This window comes from Rhizobium sp. ARZ01 (assembly GCF_014851675.1).
GTDB lineage: Bacteria > Pseudomonadota > Alphaproteobacteria > Rhizobiales > Rhizobiaceae > Mycoplana.
The window spans coordinates 12469-34602 of the sequence record NZ_JACVAE010000003.1; the positions used below are offsets into that span (position 1 = coordinate 12469).

Genomic DNA, 22134 nt, shown 5'->3' on the forward strand with positions numbered 1-22134 from the left:
GTCGCGACGCGACCAATGCAGCCACACAAGGCACTGAAGTTTAGAGCAGGCCCCGCAGTTCGGCCAGCTTGTCGTTCACGAGCCAGCCGTAATAGTTCTCCTCCGGCCAGTTCGCCGAACCCTCTGCCCGGCGGCGGGCGAAGTCAGCGGCGCGTGCGTCGGGATTGCCGACGTTGTAGAGTGTCGCGGTGATGCCCGGGTTCTCGGAGATATCGACGCTGGCAATCTTCTTGTAGGCGTCGATCGAGTGCCGTAGCGAGGCGGCCATGTACGCCAACGAGATATCCGGATCCATGATCGCCTTGTAGACGCCCGCCGCATCTTTCTCGTCGAGGCGCTCATAGCCCGAGACGCGGGCAACCGTATCCGTCAGCATCAACGCGGTCAGCGGATTGATCTGGCCGAGCCCGAAGGTCTGGCCAGCATAGAAGGGCTGAAAGAAAACCGCGCTGAAGCGGTTGTTCGGATAGGCAATGCCGCCGACAGTCTTGCCCTTGAATTCCTGGTTCCAGACCGACTCCCGGCAGGACCAGAGCGCATAGGAGCCCTTCCTTCCTGCACAGGCGGAAAATTCCGGACGATCGACAAACTCGTCGACGCGCACGCCGTCATGGGCGAAGCGGAAACTGTCCCCGGCATAGGAGGCGGCCTTGATGTAGTAGCTCTGCAGCCTGTCGTAGGCATCGACGTTGTAGGTGTGCTCGCCGACGATGGCACCGACCATGTGAATCGGTGCGATACCGTATTGCGACGCGATCGATTTGATCTTGCCAGTCAACTCCCGGTCGCTCGCGAGCAGATCACGCACCTTATCGTACTTGGTGTCGAAGCTCGTCTTTCCCGCCTTGGTGCGTCGGACGGAAGCCCCAGGCACCGCAGGCTGTTCAACATGACGATTGCCGGGAGGGACGACATCCATGCCCTTGGCGGCGGACATGCCGCCAAGCATGGCAGTGGCCATGACGAACACAGTCAGCAGATGTCGCACGTTAAGGTCTCTCCGATATCGGATTGGTGTCCAGCCTAGCTTTGATGCAATTTTTTGCAGGCCCCATGCCGCGAAATCATGTCGGAAAGATGCCGCAAACCCATAAAAAACGCGCCGCGTTTCTAGGATGAAGCGCAGCGCGTGTCGAGGCTATGGCAATCAATTTCGCGGCATGGGCGCGGACGCCCCACACAATATCGCCTAGAGGATGTAACGGGACAGGTCGGTGTTCGACGCGAGCGTCCCGACGTGTTTGCGCACGTACTCGGCATCAATCACGATGCTGTTGCCCGCCTTGTCCGGGGCCTCGAACGAGATTTCATCGAGCACCCGCTCCATTACGGTTTGCAACCGCCGCGCACCGATGTTCTCGACACTGGTATTGAGTTGGACCGCGACCTCGGCCAGCGCATCGATCGCATCCTCGGTGAAGTCGAGCGTTACCTGCTCAGTCTCCATCAGCGCCTTGTACTGGCGGATGAGACTCGCCTCCGTCTCCGTCAGGATGCGACGGAAGTCCTCCTTGGTCAGCGCCCTCAATTCAACGCGGATCGGCAGGCGACCCTGCAATTCCGGTAGGAGATCGGACGGTTTGGAAACATGGAAGGCGCCGGAGGCGATGAAAAGGATGTGGTCGGTTTTCACCGGCCCGTATTTCGTCGCAACCGTCGTGCCTTCGACGAGCGGCAGCAAGTCGCGCTGCACGCCTTCGCGCGACACGCCGGCACCGATGCCGCCCTCGCGGGCAGCAATCTTGTCGATCTCGTCGAGAAAGACGATGCCGTCGTTCTCGACCGCCTGCACCGCTTCACGCTGGATCAGCTCGTTGTCGATCAATTTGTCCGATTCATCGGCAATCAGCACCTTGTAGGAGTCCTTGACCGTTGTCTTGACCTTCTTTGTACGACCACCGAGCGCCTTGCCGAACATTTCGGACAGGTTGAGCACACCCACATTGGCGCCCGGCATGCCGGGGATCTCGAAGCCGGGCATGCCTGACCCGGTGTCGGCGACGTCGATTTCGATTTCCTTGTCGTCCAGTTCGTTGTTGCGTAACTTCTTGCGAAAAGAATCGCGGGTGGCGGGCGACGCGGTCGCCCCGACCAGTGCATCGAGCACCCGCTCTTCGGCATTCGCGTGCGCCTTGGCAACCACTTCGGCGCGCTTCTTCTCGCGCACCAGACCGATGCCGACCTCCACGAGGTCGCGCACAATCTGCTCAACGTCGCGGCCGACATAACCCACTTCGGTGAACTTGGTCGCCTCGACCTTGACGAAAGGTGCACCCGCCAACTTGGCTAGGCGCCGGGAGATCTCTGTCTTGCCGACGCCCGTCGGGCCGATCATCAGGATGTTCTTCGGCATGACCTCGTCGCGAAGGTCGGCATCCAGCTGGTGACGGCGCCAACGGTTGCGCAGCGCGATCGCCACGGCGCGCTTGGCGTCCTTCTGGCCGATAATGTAGCGGTCCAGTTCGGAGACGATTTCGCGGGGGGAAAAATTGCTCATCTCACTCTCGCTCTTGGGCACGATCCCGGGCCATCATCAGCGTCGGGCCGTCCTCTGTCTGTCGTTGATCAAAAACGCGGAAACCCGCCTTCCCATAGGCCCGGATCGCCGGTGTATTGTCGGGGTGCGGATCAATGATGACCCGCTCAATCCCCTGTTCGAAAAGCCCTGCGACGAAGGCTTCTATCATTCTCGGACCAAGGCCCTTGCCGATGAGCGAAGCCACGCCGATGAACTGATCGATGCCGACGGTGCCGGCCGGCTGATCTGTGTTTGGATGCTCCGGTCCATCGACCACATAGCTCTGGATATAGCCGATCGGCTGGCCATCAAGGAGAACCAGATAGGGCCGCACGAGCGGATTGTCGAAATGGCCGCGGATCTCGGCCATTTCGGCCTCCGGCTCACCCCACCAACGACGCACATGCGGTTCAGCCAGCCAGTCTCCGAGAAGCGGAAGGTCCGCCTCGGTCACCGGCCGAAAACTGAACATTTCAGCGCTCGGCATCCAGCGTCTCGACCACGATATTGTGGTTCGTATAGACGCAGATGTCGCCAGCGATCTGCATGGCGCGGCGAGCGATCTCTTCCGCCGACTTGTCAGAATCCATCAACGCGCGGGCCGCGGCATAGGCATAGTTTCCACCGGAACCGATCGCCAGCGTGCCATGTTCCGGCTCGAGCACGTCGCCGTTGCCGGTGATCGCCAACGTGATCGTCTTGTCGGCGACCAGCATCATCGCTTCCAGATTGCGCAGGTACTTGTTCGTCCGCCAGTCCTTGGCAAGCTCGACGGCGGCGCGCATCAACTGGTCCGGATACTGCTCCAGCTTTTCTTCGAGGCGCTCAAGCAACGTAAAGGCATCGGCCGTCGCGCCTGCGAAACCGGCGATCACGTCGCCTTTGCCGAGCCGACGCACCTTGCGCGCATTGCCCTTCATCACCGTCTGGCCGAGGCTCACCTGGCCGTCACCAGCCATCACCACCTTACCGTCCTTGCGAACCGTTATGATGGTCGTGGCATGCATCGTTCCATAGGGATCGTGTTCACTCATGGATACACCTGAAAATCTTCGAACCCGCCGAAGCCGGGTCCGCGCCGCCCATGATGGGCCGGCCTTCTCGTGTCCTATGTAGGAGGCAAAACGGCAAATGCAATCGACGGGCGATTGCCGTGCAGGAATACTGGTTTTTTGTGCGTTGCCCTGATATGGGGACGACGAAGTTTTCTTCGATCATTCAGGGTGCGCAAGTCCGATGAGCCGCAAAGCCAGCATTTCCCGCAAGACGAACGAGACGGCTGTTTCGGTGACGGTCGACATCGACGGCACCGGCACGTCGAAGATTTCGACGGGCGTGGGCTTCTTCGACCATATGCTGGACCAGCTTGCACGCCATTCGCTGATCGACATGGAGATCGAGACGAAGGGCGACCTGCACATCGATGATCACCACACCGTGGAAGACACCGGTATCGCGATCGGCCAGGCGATCGCCAAGGCGCTTGGCGATCGGCGCGGTATCACCCGCTATGCTTCGCTCGATCTGGCCATGGACGAGACGATGACGCGTGCGGCAGTCGACGTTTCCGGTCGCCCCTTCCTCGTCTGGAACGTCGCCTTCTCGGCCCCGAAGATCGGCACCTTCGATACGGAACTGGTGCGGGAGTTCTTCCAGGCGCTGGCGCAGAATGCAGGGATCACACTGCACATCCAGAACATCTACGGCGCAAATAACCATCATATCGCCGAGACCTGCTTCAAATCCGTCGCCCGGGTGCTTCGCACGGCAACCGAAATCGATCCCCGCCAGCAAGGCCGCATCCCCTCGACGAAGGGGTCGCTGGCCTGACCGGCAGACCGGCAGGACAATCTGAGTTGACCGCGTCTTACCTGATCCTGACCCCGCCCGGCGCACCGGCCGCGGCTGAAAACGCAACCTTCATCCGCGACGGCTTCCGCTGGACCGCATTCTTCTTTCCCGTGCCGTGGCTGCTCGTCCATCGGCTCTGGTTCTGGGGCATCATCGCGCTGGTGCTCCAGGTTGCGGCATCGATTCTTACCGATTCATCCGAGCTCGCCGCAGCTGGCTTCACACTGGCGCTTGCCGTGTCGCTTTTGACCGCGCTCGAAGGGCCGCAGGTACTCGCACGGTCCCGCGAGGCGCGCAACTGGACGCTCCGCTCGATCGTATCGGCCCGCGACCTGCAGACGGCAGAGCAGATCTACTACAGCGCGCACGCGACGCCGGAAAAGCCGGCTTCCGCCCCCACACTGCCCATAGCGGGCACCAACACCAAGGCCGGCTCCCCTCCCGCGCTCGGCCTCCTCGGCTATGACGGAGAATGACAATGCGCGTTGCAATCATCGACTACGGTTCGGGCAATCTGCGCTCCGCCACCAAGGCCTTTGAACGCGCCGCACGCGAGGCCGGCATCGCAGCCGAGATCGACCTGACGGACAAGCCCGAACGGGTCGCGTCAGCCGATCGCGTCGTCCTCCCAGGCGTCGGCGCCTATGCCGACTGCCGCCGCGGCCTCGATGCGGTGCCCGGCATGGTGGATGCGCTACGCGAGACGGTCGAAGTGGCGGGCCGCCCGTTCCTCGGCATCTGCGTCGGCATGCAGCTGATGTCTTCGCGCGGCCTGGAAAAGACCGTGACGCCGGGTCTTGATTGGATCCGCGGCGACGTCGTCCTGATCAAACCGGACAATCCGGAGCTGAAGATTCCACAGATCGGCTGGAACACGCTCGAGCAGAAGCGCGAACACCCGCTCTTTGCAGGGATCCGAACGGGCGATGATGGCCTGCACGCCTATTTCGTCCATTCCTACCACCTCGCCGCCGAAAATACCGACGACGTGATCGCGACGACAAACTATGGCGGGCCGCTGACGGCCTTCGTCGCCCGCGACAACAAGGCAGGCGCACAGTTCCATCCGGAGAAGAGCCAGACGCTTGGCCTCGCCCTGATTACCAATTTCCTGCGCTGGAAGCCCTAAGGCTGCCGCGCCGACTGAACGGACGACAAGAATGATCCTCTTTCCCGCTATCGACCTCAAGGACGGCCAGTGCGTCCGCCTGAAGCTCGGCGACATGGACCAGGCCACGGTCTACAATCCCGATCCGGCCGCCCAGGCACGCGCCTTCGAGGAGCAGGGGTTCGAATGGCTGCATGTGGTCGACCTCAACGGCGCGTTTGCCGGCGAGACTGTCAATGGCGCTGCCGTCGACGCGATCCTGAAGGCAACGAAGAACCCGGTGCAGCTCGGCGGCGGCATCCGCACACTCGACCATATCGAGAACTGGTTGTCGCGCGGTCTCGCCCGCGTCATCCTCGGCACCGTCGCCGTGCGTGACCCGGCGCTGGTGATCGAGGCCTGCAAGAAATTCCCGGGCAAGGTTGCCGTCGGCATCGACGCCAAGGGCGGCAAGGTCGCCGTCGAAGGCTGGGCGGAAGCTTCCGAGCTCGGCGTGATTGAGCTTGCCAAGAAATTCGAGGGCGCCGGCGTCGCAGCGATCATCTACACCGACATCGACCGCGACGGCATCCTGACAGGTATCAACTGGGCCTCGACGCTGAAACTTGCCGATGCCGTCTCCATCCCCGTCATTGCTTCCGGCGGGCTGGCCTCGATCGACGATATCCGCCGAATGCTGGAGCCGAGTGCCGCAAAACTCGAAGGTGCGATCTCCGGCCGCGCGCTTTATGATGGACGGATCGATCCGAAGGAGGCGCTGGCCCTGATCCGCGCCGCGAAAGGACAAACCGCATGACCCTCAAGGCCCGTGTGATCCCATGTTTGGATGTCAAAGACGGCCGCGTCGTCAAGGGCGTCAGCTTCGTCAACCTGGTGGACGCCGGCGATCCGGTGGAATCGGCCAAAGCCTATGATGCCGCAGGCGCCGACGAACTCTGCTTTCTCGACATCACCGCCTCCTCCGACAATCGCGGCACGATCTTCGACGTCGTCGCCCGCACGGCTGACCACTGCTTTATGCCGCTGACCGTCGGCGGCGGCGTGCGTACCCTGGCCGACATCCGCAAGCTCTTGCTGGCCGGCGCCGACAAGGTTTCGATCAATTCGGCCGCCGTGAAGAACCCGGATTTCGTGGCGGAAGCAGCAGACAAGTTCGGCAACCAGTGCATCGTCGTGTCGATCGATTCGAAAAAGGTTTCGAGGGAAGGCGAGGAAGACCGCTGGGAGATTTTCACCCACGGCGGTCGTCAGGCGACCGGCATTGACGCTGTCGCCTTTGCCGAAAAGATGGTGGAGCGCGGCGCGGGCGAACTCTTGCTCACCTCCATGGATCGCGACGGGCAGAAGAGTGGCTACGATATCGCCCTGACGCGCACAATCGCCGATCGGGTCTCCGTTCCGGTGATCGCTTCGGGCGGGGTGGGCAATCTGGATCATCTGGTGGAGGGTATTCGTGACGGCCACGCGACCGCTGTGCTCGCCGCATCGATCTTTCACTTCGGTACCTACACGGTCGGTGAAGCGAAGCGCTATATGGCCGACCACGGCATCGCCATGCGGCTCGACTGAGCGGAACGACGGGACACACTCGATGAGCGAATTCACCCTTGCCGACCTGGAGCGGATTGTCGCCAAACGGGCCGAGGCATCGCCGGACGAATCATGGACCGCCAAGCTCGTCGCAGCCGGCCAACCGAAAGCCGCCAAGAAGCTTGGCGAAGAGGCGGTTGAGACGGTCATCGCGGCAATCGAAGGGGAGCGGGCGGCCCTCGTCAGCGAAAGCGCCGATCTGCTTTATCATCTCGTGGTCGTGCTGAAGATCGGCGGCGTCGAACTCGCCGAAGTCATGGGCGAACTCGAGCGGCGGACCGGGCAATCCGGCATCTCCGAGAAGGCGAGCCGGAAGCAATGACGACACAGCTCATGCGCGATAAGGAGCAAGCGGATATTCCGGACGGGTACGGAAACACGCGCTATTCGCCGTACCGCTTCTTCTCGGCCGAGGAATGGGCCCAGTTTCGGGCCGATACGCCGCTGACTCTGACGGCGGACGAGGTGCGGCGTCTGCGTTCGCTCAACGACCCCGTCGACCTCGACGAGGTGCGGCGCATCTACCTGTCCTTGTCGCGGCTGCTTTCAGCACATGTCGAATCGTCCCAGCTGCTGTTCGAGCAACGCAAGCACTTCCTCAGCCTGTCGGACGAGGCAAAGACCCCGTTTGTCATCGGCATCGCCGGCTCGGTCGCAGTCGGCAAGTCGACGACCGCCCGTATCCTCGCCGAACTGCTGGCGCGTTGGCCGTCGAGCCCGAAGGTCGATCTCGTCACCACGGACGGTTTCCTCTACCCGAACGCCGTCCTGACCCGCGAAAAGCTGATGGACCGCAAGGGTTTTCCGGAGAGCTACGATACGGGCGCGCTGCTGCGCTTCCTTTCCGCCATCAAGGCCGGCCAGCCGAACGTCAAGGCGCCGACCTACTCGCACCTCACCTACGATGTCCTGCCAAGCAATTTCCAGGTCGTCGACCGGCCGGACATCCTGATCTTCGAAGGGATCAATGTGCTGCAATCGCGCAGCCTGCCGGCAGACGGCAAGATCGTGCCGATGGTGTCGGACTTCTTCGACTTCTCGATCTACATCGATGCCGACGAAGACCTGATCCACAAGTGGTACGTCGAGCGTTTCATGCGCCTGCGCGACACCGCCTTCAAGAGCCCGGAATCCTACTTCAATCGCTACGCCGCCGTCAGCGAGGAGGAAGCGCTGTCGATCGCCGAGGGGCTCTGGCGAAACATCAACCTGAAGAACCTGCGTCAAAACATTCTGCCGACCCGGCCGCGTGCCGATCTCATTCTGCAGAAAGGTGAGAACCATCTGATCGAAACGGTCGCGCTCCGGAAAATCTGACCTCGCAAATCCTAGGTGCTTCCAGTCGACCGCAAACTCACGGGTCCACGCGGCGAAGCGTCAGATTGATCCGGCCGCCATTCCTGAGCAATGTCGACGTTCCGGGGAAAATGCGGTCGACACCGTGAAAGCTTAGCCGGCTTTCCCCGCCAAGCACCACCACGTCGCCGCTTGAGAGACGGAACGAACGAGTCTGTGCTCCACGCACCGTTCCCCCGATACGAAACAGGCACTGGTCGCCGAGCGATACCGAGACGACCGGGGCCTCGAAATCACGTTCGTCGCGATCCTGGTGAAGGCCCATCTTCGCTTCGCCGTCATAGAAATTGACAAGGCAGGCCTGTGGCGGCTTGGGATAGCCGTAAACCTCCTCCCAGATCCGCAGCAATGCCGCCGGGATCGCCGGCCAAGGTTGGCCCGTCAGCGGGTGCGTTTCCTGATAGCGGTATCCGCCCTCGCGGTCGGTAACCCAGCCGAGCGATCCGCAATTTGTCATGCGAACCGACATCGGTCTGCCGGTCTTCGGCATTTGCGGAACATAGAGCGGCGCTGCCGCGACGACGGCGCGAACCTCCTCGACCAGCGCCTCCTGCGCCGGCCTATCGAGATAGGCCGGCAGATAGCGGAAGCCCGTAGGAAGTTCGTGTTCGGCCATGCATCCACTCGCTGGCTGCGTGAGCGCGGCTCAGGCTTCGCCGAGGTCGGGAATGCGGAGGACCTGACCCGGGTAGATCTTGTCCGGATGGGACAGCATCGGCCGGTTGGCGTCGAAGATCAGCGTATGTTTCGCACCCTTCCCCTTGCCATAGGCAGCCTCCGCAATCTTCCAGAGGTTTTCGCCCTTCTTGACGGTATGGAACACCGGTTCCTTTGCCCGCGTTGCGGCCTGGACCAGCGCCGTCATGTCGGCTTCGGCGAGCTTCAAGCCGGATTCCGGTGCGACGATCTTCAGATCGGCCGCCTCTACCTTCGAGATGCCGAGCGTATTGCCGACGGCCACAACCGCCTTTTCGAAGGCGTTCTGGTCGGCAACGACGCCCTTGAGCACGCACTTGTCGCCGTCGACGGACACCTCGACCTTGCCCGTCCCCAGGTCGAAGGAATCGAGTTCCTTCTTGATCACCTCGGCCTGCGGCGCCTCGTCGTCGCCGCCAATGCCGAGCTTCTTACCCGCGTTCTTGATAAAACTGAACAGACCCATCATCGCCTCCACAATTTGCACGACCTAGTTAGCCACAACCAGCGGCAATGGAAAGAAGAACTAGGATTGTGCCAGTGATGTTCAAGCCAGTCAGCAGGGCTGCGCTTCAATCACCCGAGGGCTTGCCGCGCATTCTCTTGACGTCGGACCGGCCTGCCTTCTCCTTCAATCGCCGCTCGATCGCGCCTTTCGACGGCCGTGTCTTCTTGCGCAGTGGCGGTGGCGGTTCGGCCGCCTCTATCAACAGTTCCTTGAGTCGTTCCCGTGCGTCTTCGCGATTGCGCTCCTGGCTGCGGAAGCGATTGGCCTCGATCATCAGAACGCCGTCCTTGGAGAGGCGGCGGCCAGCAATTTTGGCTGCATTGGTCTTGATGCGATCGCCTAAGGAGGGGGAGTTCTTCAGGTTGAAGAAGAGCTGCACGGCCGACGACACCTTGTTGACGTTCTGACCGCCAGGCCCTCCCGCCAGCACGAACTGTTCTGTCAGCTCCCAACCGGCAATGACGATGGAGCTCTTGATGGGGAGTGGATCGCTGGCCATGGATTTTTCCTAAGGTGGGTTTCCTGCATAGCCCAGGAACACGAAAGCGGAAACCGTTTTCGGTTTGCCGCATCCGCCATCGCCACGCGCAGCATCATCACGACACGAAAAACCCGGCCGAAGCCGGGTTTCACGTGAATCATCGTGTGGTTTCAGGAGCGCTACTCGGCCGCGGCCCGAAAGCCAGGCGCCGCGTCGCGTACACCTCCGTCCACATGGTCCTCGAACTTCGTAAAGTTGGTCACGAACATCTCGACCAGCTTGCGCGCCTGCTTGTCGTAGGCGGCGCCATCAGACCAGGTCGAGCGCGGGTCGAGAATCTTGGTGTCGACGTCCGGTACGGAAACCGGGACCTCGAAGCCGAAATTGTCGTCGCGGCGGAACAACGCACCGTTCAGCGAGCCGTCGAGTGCAGCCGTCAGCAGGGCGCGCGTCGCCTTGATCGGCATGCGCTTGCCTTCGCCATAGGCGCCGCCCGTCCAGCCGGTGTTGACCAGCCAGCAAGTAACGCCATGCTCGGCGATCAGCTTCTTCAGCAGGTTGCCGTATTCCGCCGGATGCCGCGGCATGAACGGCGCGCCGAAGCAGGTGGAGAAGGTCGCTTCAGGCTCGGTGACGCCACGCTCCGTGCCGGCAACCTTGGCGGTGTAGCCGGAGAGGAAGTGGTACATCGCCTGATCAGGGGTCAGGCGCGCGATCGGCGGCATGACGCCGAAGGCATCGGCCGTCAGCATGATGATCGTCTTCGGGTGCCCGGCAACGCCGGTCTCGCTCGCGTTCGGAATGAAGTGCAGCGGATAGGCGCAGCGGGTGTTTTCCGTGAGCGAACCATCGTTGAAGTCCGGTACGCCATTGGCGTCGAGGATCACGTTCTCCAGGACGGTCCCGAAACGCTGCGTGGTGGCGTAGATTTCCGGCTCGGCCTCGGCGGAGAGGCGGATCGTCTTGGCGTAGCAGCCGCCTTCGAAATTGAAGATGCCGTTCTCGCCCCAGCCGTGCTCGTCGTCGCCGATCAGCGTACGCTTCGGATCGGCCGAAAGCGTCGTCTTGCCCGTGCCCGACAGGCCGAAGAAGACTGCTGCGTCCCCATCCGGGCCGACATTGGCCGAGCAGTGCATCGGCATGACGTTCTTGGCCGGAAGGATGTAGTTCAGCGCGGTGAACACGGACTTCTTCATCTCACCAGCATAGTAAGTGCCGGCGATCAGGATGAGGCCGTTGGTCAGGTCGCAGGCGATCATCGTCTCGGTGCGGGCACCGTGGCGGACCGGATCAGCCTTGAAGGTCGGAAGGTCGATGATCGTCAGCTTCGGCAGGAAGCCTTCGAGTGCTTCACGCGCCGGACGGATCAGAAGGTTGCGGATGAAAAGGGAGTGCCACGCAAGCTCGGTCACAACGCGGGTCGGCAATGCGTTCTCCGCGTCCGCACCTCCGACCAGGTCCTGAACGAAGAGGTCCTTGCCGGCAGCATGCGCCAGCATGTCCTGACGCAATGCTTCGAAATGCGCCGGCGACAGTTCCTTGTTGTTGTCCCACCAGATCTGATCCGTGGTGTTTTCGTCGCGGACGACGAACTTGTCCTTGGGCGAGCGCCCCGTATGCTGACCGGTCAGGGCACGCAGCGCGCCGTGCGCCGTCTTGACGGCTTCGCCTCGACCGAGGGCTTCCTCGTAGAGATCGACTTCCGTCAGATTGTAGCGGACCGTTCCAGTGTCCTTGAAGCCGATCGCTTCGAGCCCGTTCGATGGGTTGCGAATGCCCAGTTCCTTCATGGCCCAGTTTTCCTTCGCGTTGTAGGGAGAAAGTGAATCTCTCTGGAAACTAATATCAGCGCGAAAAAATGACAATGGGGGCACTCAAAATATGTCAATGATATCAGTATATTAATCGATTTAGCATTTCTTTTTATTTTTTAAATCGGTTCGAAAATCGATTTAAAGGGTATCTTGACCGATCGCAAATTGCGCGCTGATTGTCGCGGCTTTCGCTTTGCCACAATTTGTTCCACCTTTATACTCAAAGGAAGCGCACCAAATATCCAGCCGGAAACACGTCCTAGGAAATCAGTGAGGCGCACATGACGACGGAGACAAGCAGGATGCAGACGATCGCGCTGGTGGACGACGACAGGAATATTCTGACGTCGGTGTCAATCGCGCTCGAAGCCGAAGGCTACCGTGTCGAGACCTACACTGACGGGGCGTCCGCCCTCGATGGCCTTCTCGCTCGGCCGCCACAACTTGCGATCTTCGACATCAAGATGCCGCGCATGGACGGTATGGAGCTTCTGCGCCGGCTGCGGCAGAAGTCAGACATTCCGGTGATCTTCCTGACCTCCAAGGACGAGGAGATCGACGAACTGTTCGGTCTGAAGATGGGCGCCGACGACTTCATCACCAAGCCCTTCTCCCAGCGCCTCCTCGTGGAGCGCGTCAAGGCGGTCCTGCGCCGCGCCTCCAGCCGCGAGGCGGCAGCTGCTGGAGCAGCTGCGACCGTAAAGACCGGCGATGTCCAGTCCCGTTCGCTGGAGCGCGGCCAGCTTGCCATGGACCAGGAACGCCACACCTGCACTTGGAAGGGCGAGCCCGTCACGCTGACCGTGACCGAGTTCCTCATCCTGCACGCGCTGGCGCAACGTCCGGGCGTCGTCAAAAGCCGCGACTCGCTGATGGATGCGGCGTATGACGAGCAGGTCTATGTGGACGACCGCACGATCGACAGCCACATCAAGCGGCTGCGCAAGAAATTCAAGATGGTCGACACCGACTTCGACATGATCGAAACGCTCTACGGCGTCGGCTACCGGTTCCGCGAATCGGCCTGAATCGTGGCCTGACGGGACCTGAACGCCTGCTAGCGGCCGATTCCATGCGATTTTGCTTGCATCACCATGGGCGACGATGGCATTTCGGCCGGAACGGAGGCGGCGAGCGAGCCGTTCAAGACATTTGACCGCTTTGCCACAGAACGCACTGGACAGGGAACTGGACGATCAGGAGGGTCGCCCGGCCACCCGCACGGCACGCTGGTACTGGACCTATCCCTTCAAGCTGATCCGGCGCATTTTCGGCAATGCCGTCTTCTCCAGCCTGACGCGCCGTATCCTGTTCTTCAATCTCGTCGCGCTGGTCGTTCTGGTCGCCGGGATCTTGTATCTCAACCAGTTTCGAGAGGGCCTGATTGACGCGCGCGTCGAAAGCCTGTTGACGCAAGGCGAGATCATCGCCGGCGCGATCTCGGCGTCCGCCTCCGTCGACACAAACTCCATTACGATCGATCCGGAAAAGCTGCTGGAACTTCAGGCCGGCCAGAGCATCACCCCGCTGCCCAATGACGAGGATCTCGAATTTCCGATCAACCCGGAGCGTGTCGCACCGGTCCTTCGGCGCCTGATCTCGCCGACCCGGGTCCGCGCGCGCATCTACGACACCGACGCCAACCTGCTGCTCGACTCGCGGCACCTCTACACGCAGGGCCAGGTTCTCCGCTTTGACCTTCCCCCGGTTGAGCCGGAGGAATCCTCCATGATCGATCGACTGCTCGTCTGGTTCAATCGCATTCTGCAGCCGAGCAACCTGCCGCACTACAAGGAAGCACCCGGCGGCGACGGATCGATCTATCCGGAAGTGATGAATGCGCTGACGGGCGTCCGCGGCGCGGTCGTGCGCGTCACCGACAAGGGCGAGCTGATCGTATCGGTCGCCGTCCCGGTGCAGCGCTTCCGCGCTGTGCTCGGCGTGCTGTTGCTTTCCACCCAGGCCGGCGACATCGACAAGATCGTCCACGCGGAGCGTCTCGCCATCATGCGCGTGTTCGGCGTCGCAGCGCTGGGCAACGTGTTTCTGTCGCTACTCCTTTCGAGCACGATCGCCAACCCGCTGCGTCGCTTGTCGGCCGCCGCAATCCGTGTGCGACGGGGCGGCGCGAAGGAGCGTGAAGAGATCCCCGATTTCTCGGCCCGCCAGGACGAGATCGGCAACCTCTCGGTCGCCTTGCGCGAAATGACGACGGCGCTCTACGACCGCATCGACGCGATCGAGAGCTTCGCCGCGGACGTCAGCCATGAATTGAAGAACCCACTCACATCGCTGCGCAGCGCCGTCGAGACGCTGCCACTGGCGCGCACGGACGAGTCGAAGAAGCGCCTGATGGACATCATCCAGCACGATGTGCGCCGCCTCGACCGGCTCATCAGTGACATCTCGGACGCCTCCCGCCTCGATGCGGAACTGGCCCGTAGCGATGCCAAGACGGTGGATCTGGAGAGGGTCCTCGGTGATCTCGTCGACATCTCGCGTCAGGTCCGCAGCAACAAGAAGCCGGTCACTCTGGATTTTGTCGTCGACCGCAGCGACAACCCGAAGGCGCGCTTCAACATCAGCGGTTACGAGCTTCGTATCGGTCAGATCATCACCAATCTGATCGAGAACGCCCGTTCCTTCGTGCCGGAACAGGGTGGCCGGATCGTCGTGCGCCTCTCGAACAGCCGCAACGGCCGACGAATCGTCAAGGTCGAGGACAACGGCCCCGGCATTCAGGCGGAAGACATCGATCGCATCTTCGAGCGTTTCTACACTGATCGGCCGGCGAGCGAAGACTTCGGTCAGAATTCGGGTCTCGGCCTGTCGATCTCGCGGCAGATCGCCGAGGCACATGGCGGCACGCTGAAGGCCGAAAACATCATCGATCGCAGCACCGGCGAAATCAAAGGCGCGCGCTTCATCCTCTCGTTGCCGGCGGGACGCGCGCAATGAGCCACGACGTCAACGTGCATGGCACCGCGATCGTCATCGGCACGACTGGGCTGATCTTCATGGGCCCTTCCGGCTCGGGCAAGACCGCGGCTGCGCTTCATTGCATGGGGCGCGCCCGGGAACGCGGTCTCTTTTCGGCTCTCGTCGCCGACGACCAGGTCCTGCTCAGGGTGGCCGGGGCCGCCATCGTGGCGCGCGCCCCGGCAGCGATCGCGGGGTTGGCGGAAGTGCGCGGGTCCGGCATCGTTTCCGTAGAGACCGTGCCATGCGCTATCCTCGCGCGAGTCATCCGGCCAATCCCCCCCCCCTTCGCCGAAAGGATCGCGCCAGAGGCGGAGGACTGCGAAATCCTGCCGGGCCAACGGCTCCCGGTAACACGCCTGCCGATCGGAGATGGCTTCGATTTCTTCGATCGATTGACACTCATCTTGCCGTTTCTGGTCTGGAAGTGACCCGGATACCGGGCGAATTGGCTCCTGCGCGGCATTTTTAACTTGCACTCGGCCTTTTCATCGACAAGATGGCCTCCCCAACGGTGGACGTCCATTTTGCAGTGCGATATGACCGGTTACCGGCTTTTTGGGCAATTGGAGCGGTGCATATGATCGGACTGGTGCTTGTCACCCACGGCAAGCTGGCGGAAGAGTTTCGCCTCGCGCTTGAGCACGTCGTGGGGCCGCAAGAGGCGATCGAAACCGTTTGCATCGGCCCTGAAGACGACATGGATCAGCGGCGGCAGGACGTGCTGGAAGCTGCCCACCGGGCTGATCGCGGCCAAGGGGTCATCATCCTCACCGATATGTTCGGCGGCACGCCCTCCAATCTTGCCATTTCGGTCATGAGCAGCGGCACGATCGAGGTCATCGCCGGCGTGAACCTGCCGATGTTGATCAAGCTTGCGGGTGTACGTAACGACGGCGACATGGAGCGATCGCTGGTCGAGGCATCGGAAGCGGGCCGAAAATATATCAACGTCGCCAGCCGTGTTCTTAGCGGCAAATAGATGGATGCGCCCAATCCCATGCACGGTTCGACAATGTCTCACTCCAAGGATCTTCTGATCATCAACAAGCGCGGTCTGCACGCACGCGCCTCGGCCAAGTTCGTGCAGACGGTCGACGGCTTTGACGCCGAGGTGACCGTTTCCAAGGACGGAATGACCGTCGGCGGAACTTCCATCATGGGTTTGATGATGCTTGCAGCGAGCCCGGGCTGCTCGGTTCATGTCACCGCCATCGGTGCGCAGGCGATGGAAGTGCTCGCCGCCCTTGAGACACTGGTCGCAAACCGCTTCGGCGAAGAAATGTAGCTCGGCACTATATAAAGACATAAAGACGTCTTTATATCTTGATTGCTACCCCCAATATTTCCTGATAAGCATGCGCCCACCTGTGAGCGGCCCAACGTCCGCTTCCATCGGCGGCCGGTCGGCCGCGACTTCGGTGCCATCATACACCGCAGCATGACCAATTCAGTCTGGAGAAACGCATGAGCAATACCAAGGACTATCACGTCGCCGACATCGGTCTTGCCGACTTCGGCCGCAAGGAAATCGCGATCGCCGAAACGGAAATGCCGGGCCTGATGGCTTGCCGCGAGGAATTCGGCGCGGCCAAGCCACTCAAGGGCGCCCGCATCACCGGCTCGCTGCACATGACCATCCAGACGGCCGTGCTGATCGAAACGCTGGTTGCGCTCGGCGCCGAAGTGCGCTGGGCCTCGTGCAACATCTTCTCCACCCAGGATCATGCGGCAGCCGCAATCGCCGCTGCGGGCATTCCGGTCTTCGCCGTCAAGGGCGAGACGCTGGAGGAATACTGGACCTACACCGACCAGATCTTCCAGTGGGCCGATGGCGGCCTCTCCAACATGATCCTCGACGATGGCGGCGACGCCACGATGTATATCCTGCTTGGCGCCCGCGCCGAAGCCGGCGAGGACGTGCTCTCCCTTCCGGGCTCGGAAGAGGAAGAGATCCTGTTCGCCCAGATCAAGAAGCGGCTGAAGGCTTCGCCCGGCTGGTTCACCAAGCAGCGTGATGCGATCAAGGGCGTCACCGAGGAAACCACGACCGGCGTAAACCGTCTGTACCAGCTTCAGCAGAAGGGCCTGCTGCCCTTCCCGGCGATCAACGTCAACGACTCCGTCACCAAGTCGAAGTTCGACAACAAGTACGGCTGCAAGGAATCGCTGGTCGACGGTATCCGCCGCGGTACCGACGTGATGATGGCCGGCAAGGTCGCCGTCGTCTGCGGCTATGGCGACGTCGGCAAGGGTTCGGCCGCCTCCCTTCAAGGCGCCGGCGCCCGCGTAAAGGTTACCGAGATCGACCCGATCTGCGCCCTTCAGGCCGCCATGGACGGCTTCGAGGTTGTCCAGCTCGAAGACGTCGTCAGTTCGGCCGACATCTTCATCACCACGACCGGCAACAAGGACGTCATCCGCGTCGAACACATGCGCGCGATGAAGGACATGGCGATCGTCGGCAACATCGGCCATTTCGACAACGAGATTCAGGTCGCCGGTCTGCGCAACCTCAAGTGGACGAACATCAAGCCGCAGGTCGACATGATCGAGTTCCCGAAGGGCAACCGGATGATCCTCCTGTCGGAGGGTCGCCTCCTGAACCTCGGCAATGCCACCGGCCATCCGTCCTTCGTCATGTCCGCCTCGTTCTCGAACCAGGTGCTGGCCCAGATCGAGCTCTTCGCGAATACCGGCAAGTACAAGAATGAGGTCTATATCCTGCCGAAGCACCTCGACGAGAAGGTCGCCCGGCTGCACCTCGCCAAGCTCGGGGCGAAGCTGACCGAGCTTTCCCAGGAGCAGGCCGCCTACATCGGCGTCACGCCACAGGGTCCATTCAAGGCCGAACACTACCGGTACTGATCCTTACCCGACTTATCCACAACATGTGGTTGGCCGCAGCCTTGACAGGGCTGCGGCTTCTTTTTTGCCCGGCCGGCTTCCCGACGATTCGTTAAGCAAGTATGGTTATGTCGTTGATTCGACGCCGAGATGCGGACCTGGAGCGCCGCACGTCCATCAGGGACGTACAAGGGTCGCTCCAGGGTCACGCATCCCCGTAAATCGCCTCGTTCGATCTGATGAGGTGGTCATGCGTGGGCGTCGGGTCTGGGATGTCTTGTCGATCAGGCGGCAAATGGACGGAGACATACCGGGGATGAAGTCGGAATTGAAACGAGGCCGTTTTCGGCCGGGCGACCTTGCGGGCAGGAAACATGCCAGCCAATTTGGCGCGCTATGCCTCGCTGCGCTTTCGGGCGCACGCCGCCATGCCGGCAGGCTGCGGCTTCTTGCGTTCGGATCGGCACTTTCCAGCTTGACCAGCCCGGCATACGCTGCGGCGGAGGGCGAGGCGAGCACCCGTCTCCTCGGATCCTCTGAAGTAATTACCTTTGCCGTTCTTCTGGGCGTCGTATCCGCAGCACTTTTCTCCGCGATCTGGATGATCCGCCAGCGCAGCAGGCTGGAAGAAGATAACCGATCCCTTCGCGCTTCGGTTTCCGACGCCAAACATCGCAATGCCCGTCTTCAGGCGCTGATCAGCGACAAGAATAGGCGCATCATTGTCTGGGACGGCCTTTCACAGAAGCCGGAACTGCTCGGGCATCTGCCTCCGGAAACTGGCGCACCTGCCGCCGATGGCGAATTCCTCGCGCTTGGCCGCTGGTTGAAGCCAAGTTCAGCGGCGGAAGCGGAACGGGCGATCGAAACGCTGCGATCGCAAGCGCAAAGCTTTGACCTGGTTGTCGAGACCAATCGCAACGAAATCATCGAAGTCCAGGGACGCGTTTCGGGTGGGCAAGCGTTCGTCCGCTTCGTCGCGCTCAACAATCTTCGCCGGGAGGCGGCGGAATTGCAGCTCGAGCGCGATCGGCTGGAGCAATCACTGACCGTGTTCCAGAACCTGCTGGATTCGCTCGACCTGCCGGTCTGGCAGCGTTCGAAGGAAGGGACACTGGTCTGGGCGAACGCGGCCTACGGCGAGGCCGTGGAGGCTCGCGATGCGCAGGAAGCCGTGCGCCAAGGCCGCGAGCTTCTGCCGGCGATTGCACGCGAAAAAATTCGCGCCACAAGCACGTTCGACGCACCCTTCCGCGACAAGATTTCCACTGTCGTGCATGGGACGCGTGGTTTCTTCGACGTGGTCGACGCTTCCTGCATTGGCGGATCTGCTGGCATCGCTCTAAACGTGTCGGAGACTGAAGCCGTACGCGAAGAGTTGCAACGTACCCTCAAGAGCCATGCCGAAACGCTCGACCATTTGGCAACGCCGGTGGCGATTTTTGATGGTGCACAGCGGCTACAATTCTACAATCAGGCCTTCCAGCGCCTCTGGGATCTGGACACGGCCTTCCTCGAGAGCCACCCCGACCACGGTGAGATGCTGGACCGGCTTCGTGCGGCGGCGAAGCTGCCCGAGCAACTCAACTGGCGGCAGTGGAAGGAAAGCGCCTTGGCCGTCTATCGGGCCATCGACACCCAGAGCGACCTTTGGCACCTGCCCAACGGTCAGACGTTGCGGGTTTTTGCTACCGCGCGCCCGCAGGGCGGGGCAACCTGGGTTTTCGAGAACCTGACGGAGAAGGTCGACCTCGAAACACGCTACAACACGCTGGTGCAGGTTCAGGACGAGACGATCGACCACCTTTCGGAAGGTGTCGCAGTGTTCGGGCCGGACGGGCGCATTCGGCTGTCCAACCCGGCATTCCGCGCGCTCTGGGGCATCACCGAGGCACAGGCGCAGCCGGGAACGCACATTCGTGCCATTGAGCAGGTCTGCGCGCCGTCGTATGACGGTACCGACGGGTGGAGGCGGTTCGGCCAGATCATCACCAGCTTCGACGACGAGCGCCCCTCCGACCGGGGCGTACTCGAGCTTTCCACGGGCTTGGTGCTCGACTTTGCCGTAACCCCACTTTCCAACGCCCAGACGATGCTGACGTTCGTCAACATCACCGACAGCGTCCGCGTGGAGCGCGCGCTTACGGAGAAGAACGAGGCCTTGCGCAAGGCCGACGCGCTGAAGAACGATTTCGTCCAGCACGTCTCCTACGAACTGCGCTCACCTCTGACGAACATCATCGGCTTCGCCGATCTCTTGAAGACGCCGTCGATCGGCACGCTCAGCGAACGGCAGGCCGAGTATGTCGACCATATCGCCACATCGTCTGCCGTTCTGCTGACGATCGTAAACGACATTCTCGACCTGGCGACCGTCGATGCTGGAATCATGGAGCTCGACCTCTCCGAGATCAACCTGTCGAGCCTGATCGACGATGTCGCGGCGGTATTCGCCGATCGGCTGCAGGAAAGTCAGGTCACGCTGGATATCAGCGTCTCGGACACACTCGGCACAATCGTCGCCGACCATCAGCGATTGAAGCAGATCCTCATCAAGCTGCTGGCGAACGCCGCAAACTTTGCGCCCGAGGGGACGGCGATCGAACTGAAATGCCGGCGTGAGGGCGAGGACCTTGCCTTCACTGTCTCCGATAGCGGTCCAGGTATCCCGCAGGACGTACTCCGCACCGTCTTCAGCCGCTTCGAGAGCCATGGCCGTCGCGGCGGCGCGGGTCTGGGCCTTTCCATCGTGGAGAGCTTTGTCAGTCTGCACCATGGTACTGTAACGATCGACAGCCGTGAGGGTGAAGGCACGCGCGTCACCTGCCGCATCCCCCCCGCCACGCTGCCAACGGTCGTGGCGGCGGAATAGGACCATGCGCGTCGATATCATCCACCTCGCGGACGAAGCGGAAACGATCCGCTTCGGCGAGGACATTGCCCGCGCGCTGCGGCCCGGCGACCTGATTGCCCTTTCCGGCGATCTAGGGGCCGGGAAGTCGACTTTTGCCCGCGCACTGATCCGCGCCGTGGCCGACGACGAATTTCTCGAAGTACCAAGCCCGACATTCACGCTGGTACAGAGCTATGCGCTGCGCATTCCGATTGCTCATTTCGACCTCTACCGCATCGCCGAGGCAGCGGAACTGGATGAACTCGGGCTGGAGGAGGCGCTTGAGGATGGCGTCTGCCTCGTGGAATGGCCGGAACGTGCGGAGGACGCCCTGCCCGCCGAGCGCCTCACCCTGCGGTTCCTGCACGAAGGAAGCGGCCGGCGCGTGGAGATCGAGGCCCCGGACGCCATTGCGGCCCGCGTGCGCCGCACGCTGGACCTCCGCGCATTCCTTACCGACGCCGGTTACCCGGATGCGCGCCGGCGGCACCTGACGGGCGATGCATCCGTCCGAGCCTATGAGCACGCCTACGTGGATGGCCAGCGCTTCGTCCTTATGGACTCGCCGCGCCACATACCGGGCCCGATCCTCGAGAACGGCAAATACTACCAGCAGATCGCCCATATCGCCGAGGATGTGCGCCCCTTCGTGGCGATCGCCGCCTATCTCGGCAATCGCGGCCTCGCCGCGCCTGCGGTGTTCCACCGGGACCTGGACCGCGGCATTCTGTTGCTCGAGGATCTCGGAACCGACGGCGTCCTCGATGAGGAGGGTCGGCCGATCGCCGAACGCTACCTGGAAAGCGTGGCGTTGCTCGCCGAACTGCACCGACAACCGGCGACAGCAACGATCCCGATCGGCGATGGAACGGACTACCGCGTCCCCGATTTCGATCACGATGCGATGCAGATCGAGGTCAGCCTTCTGACCGACTGGTATTTGCCCTGGCGGACGGGACACAACGCCAGTGATACCCTGCGGGCGGAATACCGGGCGATCTGGACCGGCCTGGTCAACCGGTTGGCCTCGGCGGAAAAAAAACTGCTCCTGCGCGACTTTCATTCGCCCAACATCATCTGGCGGCCGCAGGCGCAGGGTATCGACCGCGTCGGGATCATCGACTTCCAGGACGCGATGATCGGGCCGACCGCCTATGACGTCGCCTCGCTGGTACAGGACGCGCGCGTCGATGTGCCTGCCGAGCTTGCCCAACGGCTGATGGAGCGGTATCTGAAGCTCCGGGCGCTGTCGGAAAACTTCGACCGCGACGCCTTTCTCGAGGCCTGGCACATCATGGCCGCGCAACGAAACTGCAAGCTCGTCGGCATCTGGGTCCGGCTCATGCAGCGCGACGGCAAGCCGGCCTATATGAGACATATGCCACGAACCCTGGAAAACCTGCGTATTGCGCTCGGTCATCCATGCCTCTCCCCCTTGCGCGACTGGTGCAGAAAGGCTGGAATCCTGTCCGACGAATCATAAGGACGGATGC

General features: G+C 61.9%; 23 protein-coding genes. 15 read left to right on the top strand and 8 right to left on the bottom strand.

The features are described from left to right. Window positions 1-40 precede the first annotated feature (40 nt). The 4 genes from IB238_RS17530 to hslV all read right to left on the bottom strand — a co-directional run bounded on the left by IB238_RS17530 (window position 41) and on the right by hslV (window position 3552). A complete protein-coding gene (locus IB238_RS17530) occupies window positions 41-988 on the bottom strand; it encodes a DUF1402 family protein (RefSeq protein ID WP_348648266.1) in 948 nt (315 codons plus the stop codon). Between the two features lie 201 nt (window positions 989-1189). Further along, window positions 1190-2497, bottom strand: coding sequence for an ATP-dependent protease ATPase subunit HslU (gene hslU, locus IB238_RS17535; RefSeq protein WP_192249829.1), 1308 nt, complete (start codon window positions 2495-2497; stop codon window positions 1190-1192). Between the two features lies 1 nt (window position 2498). Continuing rightward, window positions 2499-3005: a GNAT family N-acetyltransferase gene (locus IB238_RS17540; protein WP_192249832.1), complete on the bottom strand. Its 507-nt coding sequence runs from the start codon at window positions 3003-3005 to the stop codon at window positions 2499-2501. Then, window positions 2992-3552 (bottom strand): ATP-dependent protease subunit HslV, encoded by a 561-nt coding sequence (gene hslV, locus IB238_RS17545; RefSeq protein ID WP_192249835.1) that lies wholly within the window; start codon window positions 3550-3552, stop codon window positions 2992-2994. Before hslV ends, IB238_RS17540 begins: the two co-directional genes overlap by 14 nt. A 202-nt stretch (window positions 3553-3754) precedes the next feature. On the opposite strand from hslV, the gene hisB reads away from it, so the two are divergent. The 7 genes from hisB to coaA are packed head-to-tail and all read left to right on the top strand — an operon-like array spanning window position 3755 to window position 8384. Beyond that, complete coding sequence (hisB, locus tag IB238_RS17550) at window positions 3755-4348, top strand: imidazoleglycerol-phosphate dehydratase HisB (RefSeq protein ID WP_192249837.1); 594 nt, start codon at window positions 3755-3757, stop codon at window positions 4346-4348. A gap of 26 nt (window positions 4349-4374) precedes the next feature. Further along, window positions 4375-4845, top strand: coding sequence for a DUF2628 domain-containing protein (locus tag IB238_RS17555; protein ID WP_192249840.1), 471 nt, complete (start codon window positions 4375-4377; stop codon window positions 4843-4845). Window positions 4846-4847: 2 nt separating this feature from the next. Then, a complete protein-coding gene (hisH, locus tag IB238_RS17560) occupies window positions 4848-5498 on the top strand; it encodes an imidazole glycerol phosphate synthase subunit HisH (protein ID WP_192249843.1) in 651 nt (216 codons plus the stop codon). 31 nt (window positions 5499-5529) lie between these two features. Then, window positions 5530-6273, top strand: coding sequence for a 1-(5-phosphoribosyl)-5-[(5-phosphoribosylamino)methylideneamino]imidazole-4-carboxamide isomerase (hisA, locus tag IB238_RS17565; RefSeq protein WP_192249846.1), 744 nt, complete (start codon window positions 5530-5532; stop codon window positions 6271-6273). Then, entirely contained in the window at window positions 6270-7046 is a 777-nt protein-coding gene (gene hisF / locus IB238_RS17570; RefSeq protein WP_192249849.1) for an imidazole glycerol phosphate synthase subunit HisF, read from the top strand. The genes hisA and hisF overlap by 4 nt, the downstream gene beginning before the upstream one ends. Before the next feature lie 22 nt (window positions 7047-7068). Beyond that, window positions 7069-7389: a phosphoribosyl-ATP diphosphatase gene (locus IB238_RS17575; protein WP_192249852.1), complete on the top strand. Its 321-nt coding sequence runs from the start codon at window positions 7069-7071 to the stop codon at window positions 7387-7389. 11 nt (window positions 7390-7400) lie between these two features. After that, entirely contained in the window at window positions 7401-8384 is a 984-nt protein-coding gene (coaA, locus tag IB238_RS17580) for a type I pantothenate kinase (RefSeq protein WP_192251256.1), read from the top strand. Between the two features lie 37 nt (window positions 8385-8421). Here coaA and IB238_RS17585 read toward each other — a convergent pair whose 3' ends face one another. From IB238_RS17585 to IB238_RS17600, 4 genes are all read right to left on the bottom strand, one after another. Further along, window positions 8422-9039, bottom strand: coding sequence for an alpha-ketoglutarate-dependent dioxygenase AlkB (locus IB238_RS17585; RefSeq protein WP_192249855.1), 618 nt, complete (start codon window positions 9037-9039; stop codon window positions 8422-8424). 30 nt (window positions 9040-9069) lie between these two features. Then, complete coding sequence (gene lysM, locus IB238_RS17590; protein WP_192249857.1) at window positions 9070-9585, bottom strand: peptidoglycan-binding protein LysM; 516 nt, start codon at window positions 9583-9585, stop codon at window positions 9070-9072. Window positions 9586-9691: 106 nt separating this feature from the next. Next, window positions 9692-10126 (bottom strand): alternative ribosome rescue aminoacyl-tRNA hydrolase ArfB, encoded by a 435-nt coding sequence (arfB, locus tag IB238_RS17595; protein ID WP_192249860.1) that lies wholly within the window; start codon window positions 10124-10126, stop codon window positions 9692-9694. Window positions 10127-10287: 161 nt separating this feature from the next. After that, window positions 10288-11898: a phosphoenolpyruvate carboxykinase gene (locus IB238_RS17600; RefSeq protein ID WP_192249863.1), complete on the bottom strand. Its 1611-nt coding sequence runs from the start codon at window positions 11896-11898 to the stop codon at window positions 10288-10290. A 326-nt stretch (window positions 11899-12224) separates the two neighbouring features. Here IB238_RS17600 and IB238_RS17605 point away from each other — a divergent pair, with 326 nt between their 5' ends. The 8 genes from IB238_RS17605 to tsaE all read left to right on the top strand — a co-directional run bounded on the left by IB238_RS17605 (window position 12225) and on the right by tsaE (window position 22124). Then, window positions 12225-12950, top strand: coding sequence for a response regulator transcription factor (locus IB238_RS17605; protein WP_192251259.1), 726 nt, complete (start codon window positions 12225-12227; stop codon window positions 12948-12950). A gap of 160 nt (window positions 12951-13110) precedes the next feature. After that, window positions 13111-14880 carry a sensor histidine kinase gene (locus tag IB238_RS17610; protein ID WP_281414480.1) on the top strand — a complete coding sequence of 590 codons (1770 nt, stop codon included), beginning with the start codon at window positions 13111-13113 and terminating at the stop codon, window positions 14878-14880. Next, window positions 14877-15332, top strand: a complete 456-nt coding sequence (locus IB238_RS17615; RefSeq protein WP_192249869.1) for an HPr kinase/phosphorylase — start codon at window positions 14877-14879, stop codon at window positions 15330-15332. The genes IB238_RS17610 and IB238_RS17615 overlap by 4 nt, the downstream gene beginning before the upstream one ends. Before the next feature lie 149 nt (window positions 15333-15481). Continuing rightward, window positions 15482-15883 carry a PTS sugar transporter subunit IIA gene (locus tag IB238_RS17620; protein WP_192249872.1) on the top strand — a complete coding sequence of 134 codons (402 nt, stop codon included), beginning with the start codon at window positions 15482-15484 and terminating at the stop codon, window positions 15881-15883. 33 nt (window positions 15884-15916) lie between these two features. After that, window positions 15917-16189 (top strand): HPr family phosphocarrier protein, encoded by a 273-nt coding sequence (locus IB238_RS17625; protein WP_192251262.1) that lies wholly within the window; start codon window positions 15917-15919, stop codon window positions 16187-16189. 179 nt (window positions 16190-16368) lie between these two features. Continuing rightward, on the top strand, window positions 16369-17769 hold the full coding sequence (ahcY, locus tag IB238_RS17630) for an adenosylhomocysteinase (protein WP_192249875.1): 1401 nt from the start codon (window positions 16369-16371) through the stop codon (window positions 17767-17769). A 274-nt stretch (window positions 17770-18043) separates the two neighbouring features. Further along, on the top strand, window positions 18044-20620 hold the full coding sequence (locus tag IB238_RS17635) for an ATP-binding protein (RefSeq protein ID WP_246723735.1): 2577 nt from the start codon (window positions 18044-18046) through the stop codon (window positions 20618-20620). A 4-nt stretch (window positions 20621-20624) separates the two neighbouring features. Further along, on the top strand, window positions 20625-22124 hold the full coding sequence (tsaE, locus tag IB238_RS17640) for a tRNA (adenosine(37)-N6)-threonylcarbamoyltransferase complex ATPase subunit type 1 TsaE (RefSeq protein WP_192249881.1): 1500 nt from the start codon (window positions 20625-20627) through the stop codon (window positions 22122-22124). Window positions 22125-22134 lie beyond the last annotated feature (10 nt).

Coding starts and splice junctions, on each gene's coding strand:
- IB238_RS17605 (WP_192251259.1), top strand. CDS start 12,225: ATGCAGACGATCGCGCTGGTGGACGACGACAGGAATATTCTGACGTCG.
- lysM (WP_192249857.1), bottom strand. CDS start 9,585: ATGGGTCTGTTCAGTTTTATCAAGAACGCGGGTAAGAAGCTCGGCATT.
- IB238_RS17540 (WP_192249832.1), bottom strand. CDS start 3,005: ATGCCGAGCGCTGAAATGTTCAGTTTTCGGCCGGTGACCGAGGCGGAC.
- arfB (WP_192249860.1), bottom strand. CDS start 10,126: ATGGCCAGCGATCCACTCCCCATCAAGAGCTCCATCGTCATTGCCGGT.
- tsaE (WP_192249881.1), top strand. CDS start 20,625: ATGCGCGTCGATATCATCCACCTCGCGGACGAAGCGGAAACGATCCGC.
- ahcY (WP_192249875.1), top strand. CDS start 16,369: ATGAGCAATACCAAGGACTATCACGTCGCCGACATCGGTCTTGCCGAC.
- IB238_RS17625 (WP_192251262.1), top strand. CDS start 15,917: ATGTCTCACTCCAAGGATCTTCTGATCATCAACAAGCGCGGTCTGCAC.
- hisH (WP_192249843.1), top strand. CDS start 4,848: ATGCGCGTTGCAATCATCGACTACGGTTCGGGCAATCTGCGCTCCGCC.
- IB238_RS17635 (WP_246723735.1), top strand. CDS start 18,044: ATGGACGGAGACATACCGGGGATGAAGTCGGAATTGAAACGAGGCCGT.
- IB238_RS17585 (WP_192249855.1), bottom strand. CDS start 9,039: ATGGCCGAACACGAACTTCCTACGGGCTTCCGCTATCTGCCGGCCTAT.
- coaA (WP_192251256.1), top strand. CDS start 7,401: ATGCGCGATAAGGAGCAAGCGGATATTCCGGACGGGTACGGAAACACG.
- hisA (WP_192249846.1), top strand. CDS start 5,530: ATGATCCTCTTTCCCGCTATCGACCTCAAGGACGGCCAGTGCGTCCGC.
- hslU (WP_192249829.1), bottom strand. CDS start 2,497: ATGAGCAATTTTTCCCCCCGCGAAATCGTCTCCGAACTGGACCGCTAC.
- hisB (WP_192249837.1), top strand. CDS start 3,755: ATGAGCCGCAAAGCCAGCATTTCCCGCAAGACGAACGAGACGGCTGTT.
- IB238_RS17615 (WP_192249869.1), top strand. CDS start 14,877: ATGAGCCACGACGTCAACGTGCATGGCACCGCGATCGTCATCGGCACG.
- hslV (WP_192249835.1), bottom strand. CDS start 3,552: ATGAGTGAACACGATCCCTATGGAACGATGCATGCCACGACCATCATA.
- hisF (WP_192249849.1), top strand. CDS start 6,270: ATGACCCTCAAGGCCCGTGTGATCCCATGTTTGGATGTCAAAGACGGC.
- IB238_RS17620 (WP_192249872.1), top strand. CDS start 15,482: ATGATCGGACTGGTGCTTGTCACCCACGGCAAGCTGGCGGAAGAGTTT.
- IB238_RS17575 (WP_192249852.1), top strand. CDS start 7,069: ATGAGCGAATTCACCCTTGCCGACCTGGAGCGGATTGTCGCCAAACGG.
- IB238_RS17600 (WP_192249863.1), bottom strand. CDS start 11,898: ATGAAGGAACTGGGCATTCGCAACCCATCGAACGGGCTCGAAGCGATC.